Raw genomic sequence first — 2,500 nt, 5'->3', positions numbered from 1 at the left:
GCTCCGCTTTTTCCGCTTAACCTTGCAACAAATCGTAACTCGCCGGTTCATTCTACAAAAGGCACGCTATCACCCATTAACGGGCTCTAACTACTTGTAGGCACACGGTTTCAGGAACTGTTTCACTCCCCTTCCGGGGTGCTTTTCACCTTTCCCTCACGGTACTGGTTCACTATCGGTCACTAGGGAGTATTTAGCCTTGGGAGATGGTCCTCCCGGATTCCGACGGAATTTCACGTGTTCCGCCGTACTCAGGATCCACTCTGGAGGGAACGTGCTTTCAATTACAGGGCTGTTACCTTCTTTGGCGGGCCTTTCCAGACCACTTCATTTACCACGTTCCTTTGTAACTCCGTGTAGAGTGTCCTACAACCCCAAGAAGCAAGCTTCTTGGTTTGGGCTCTTTCCGTTTCGCTCGCCGCTACTCAGGAAATCGATGTTTCTTTCTCTTCCTCCAGGTACTTAGATGTTTCAGTTCCCTGGGTCTGCCTTCCTAACGCTATGTATTCACGTTAGGATACTATCCGACTAAAGATAGTGGGTTCCCCCATTCGGAAATCTCTGGATCAACGCTTACGTACAGCTCCCCAAAGCATATCGGTGTTAGTCCCGTCCTTCTTCGGCTCCTAGTGCCAAGGCATCCACCGTGCGCCCTTTCTAACTTAACCATGTGGTTTTTTGTGCCGAAGCACACCACGGGTTGTTACCTAACGTCTTCAGCCAGCGATGGCTGTGTCAGTTAGTTGAAAGGTTACTTTCAGTTGATTCTCGGTTCTTACTTGGTTGGTACAAGTCTAAGACTCATACCGCACTTTACTAACTTTCTTATCTAGTTTTCAAAGAACAATTTCCTTCTTTGGTTAGAGAGAATGAACCTCTCAAAACTGAACAAAACAAAAGATAAAACAAAAGCAGGTTTCCTTTTCCTTAGAAAGGAGGTGATCCAGCCGCACCTTCCGATACGGCTACCTTGTTACGACTTCACCCCAATTATCTGTCCCACCTTCGGCGGCTGGCTCCATAAAGGTTACCCTACCGACTTCGGGTGTTACAAACTCTCGTGGTGTGACGGGCGGTGTGTACAAGGCCCGGGAACGTATTCACCGTGGCATGCTGATCCACGATTACTAGTGATTCCGGCTTCATGTAGGCGAGTTGCAGCCTACAATCCGAACTGAGAATAATTTTATGGGATTAGCTCGACCTCGCGGTTTGGCAACCCTTTGTATTATCCATTGTAGCACGTGTGTAGCCCAGGTCATAAGGGGCATGATGATTTGACGTCATCCCCACCTTCCTCCGGCTTGCACCGGCAGTCACTTTAGAGTGCCCAACTAAATGCTGGCAACTAAAATCAAGGGTTGCGCTCGTTGCGGGACTTAACCCAACATCTCACGACACGAGCTGACGACAACCATGCACCACCTGTCACTTTGTCCCCGAAGGGAAAGTTCTGTCTCCAGAAGGTTCAAAGGATGTCAAGACCTGGTAAGGTTCTTCGCGTTGCTTCGAATTAAACCACATGCTCCACCACTTGTGCGGGCCCCCGTCAATTCCTTTGAGTTTCAACCTTGCGGTCGTACTCCCCAGGCGGAGTGCTTAATGCGTTAGCTGCAGCACTAAGGGGCGGAAACCCCCTAACACTTAGCACTCATCGTTTACGGCGTGGACTACCAGGGTATCTAATCCTGTTTGCTCCCCACGCTTTCGAGCCTCAGCGTCAATTACAGGCCAGTAAGCCGCCTTCGCCACTGGTGTTCCTCCACATATCTACGCATTTCACCGCTACACGTGGAATTCCACTTACCTCTCCTGCATTCAAGTCTCTCAGTTTCCAATGACCCTCCCCGGTTAAGCCGGGGGCTTTCACATCAGACTTAAGAAACCGCCTGCGCTCGCTTTACGCCCAATAAATCCGGACAACGCTTGCCACCTACGTATTACCGCGGCTGCTGGCACGTAGTTAGCCGTGGCTTTCTGGTTAGATACCGTCAAGGGACAAGCAGTTACTCTTATCCTTGTTCTTCTCTAACAACAGTGCTTTACGATCCGAAAACCTTCTTCACACACGCGGCGTTGCTCCGTCAGACTTTCGTCCATTGCGGAAGATTCCCTACTGCTGCCTCCCGTAGGAGTCTGGGCCGTGTCTCAGTCCCAGTGTGGCCGATCACCCTCTCAGGTCGGCTATGCATCGTCGCCTTGGTAGGCCATTACCCTACCAACTAGCTAATGCACCGCGGGCCCATCTGTAAGTGACAGCCGAAACCGTCTTTCAAACAGGCGTCATGCGACGCTTGTTATTATTCGGTATTAGCCCCGGTTTCCCGGAGTTATCCCCAACTTACAGGCAGGTTGCCCACGTGTTACTCACCCGTCCGCCACTAACGTCAGAAAGAGCAAGCTCTTTCGTCGGTTCGTTCGACTTGCATGTATTAGGCACGCCGCCAGCGTTCGTCCTGAGCCAGGATCAAACTCTCTTTAAAATAAAGCTGAATTTGAA

Annotated in this window: 2 rRNA genes (1 of these 2 cut by a window edge); both read right to left on the bottom strand. The window is 50.6% G+C overall.

The features are described from left to right. Positions 1-668 (bottom strand): 23S ribosomal RNA (locus tag PROCOU_RS16000); it reaches 2,266 nt to the left of the window's first position. Positions 669-931: 263 nt separating this feature from the next. Beyond that, positions 932-2,483, bottom strand: a 16S ribosomal RNA gene (locus PROCOU_RS15995). The 16S and 23S rRNA genes sit together here, the layout of an rRNA operon. Positions 2,484-2,500: the final 17 nt, after the last annotated feature.

This window comes from Listeria rocourtiae FSL F6-920 (genome assembly GCF_000525975.1).
GTDB lineage: Bacteria > Bacillota > Bacilli > Lactobacillales > Listeriaceae > Listeria_A > Listeria_A rocourtiae.
Note: the sequence above shows the minus strand (reverse complement) of the source record. Positions and strands in the feature narration are given on the sequence as shown.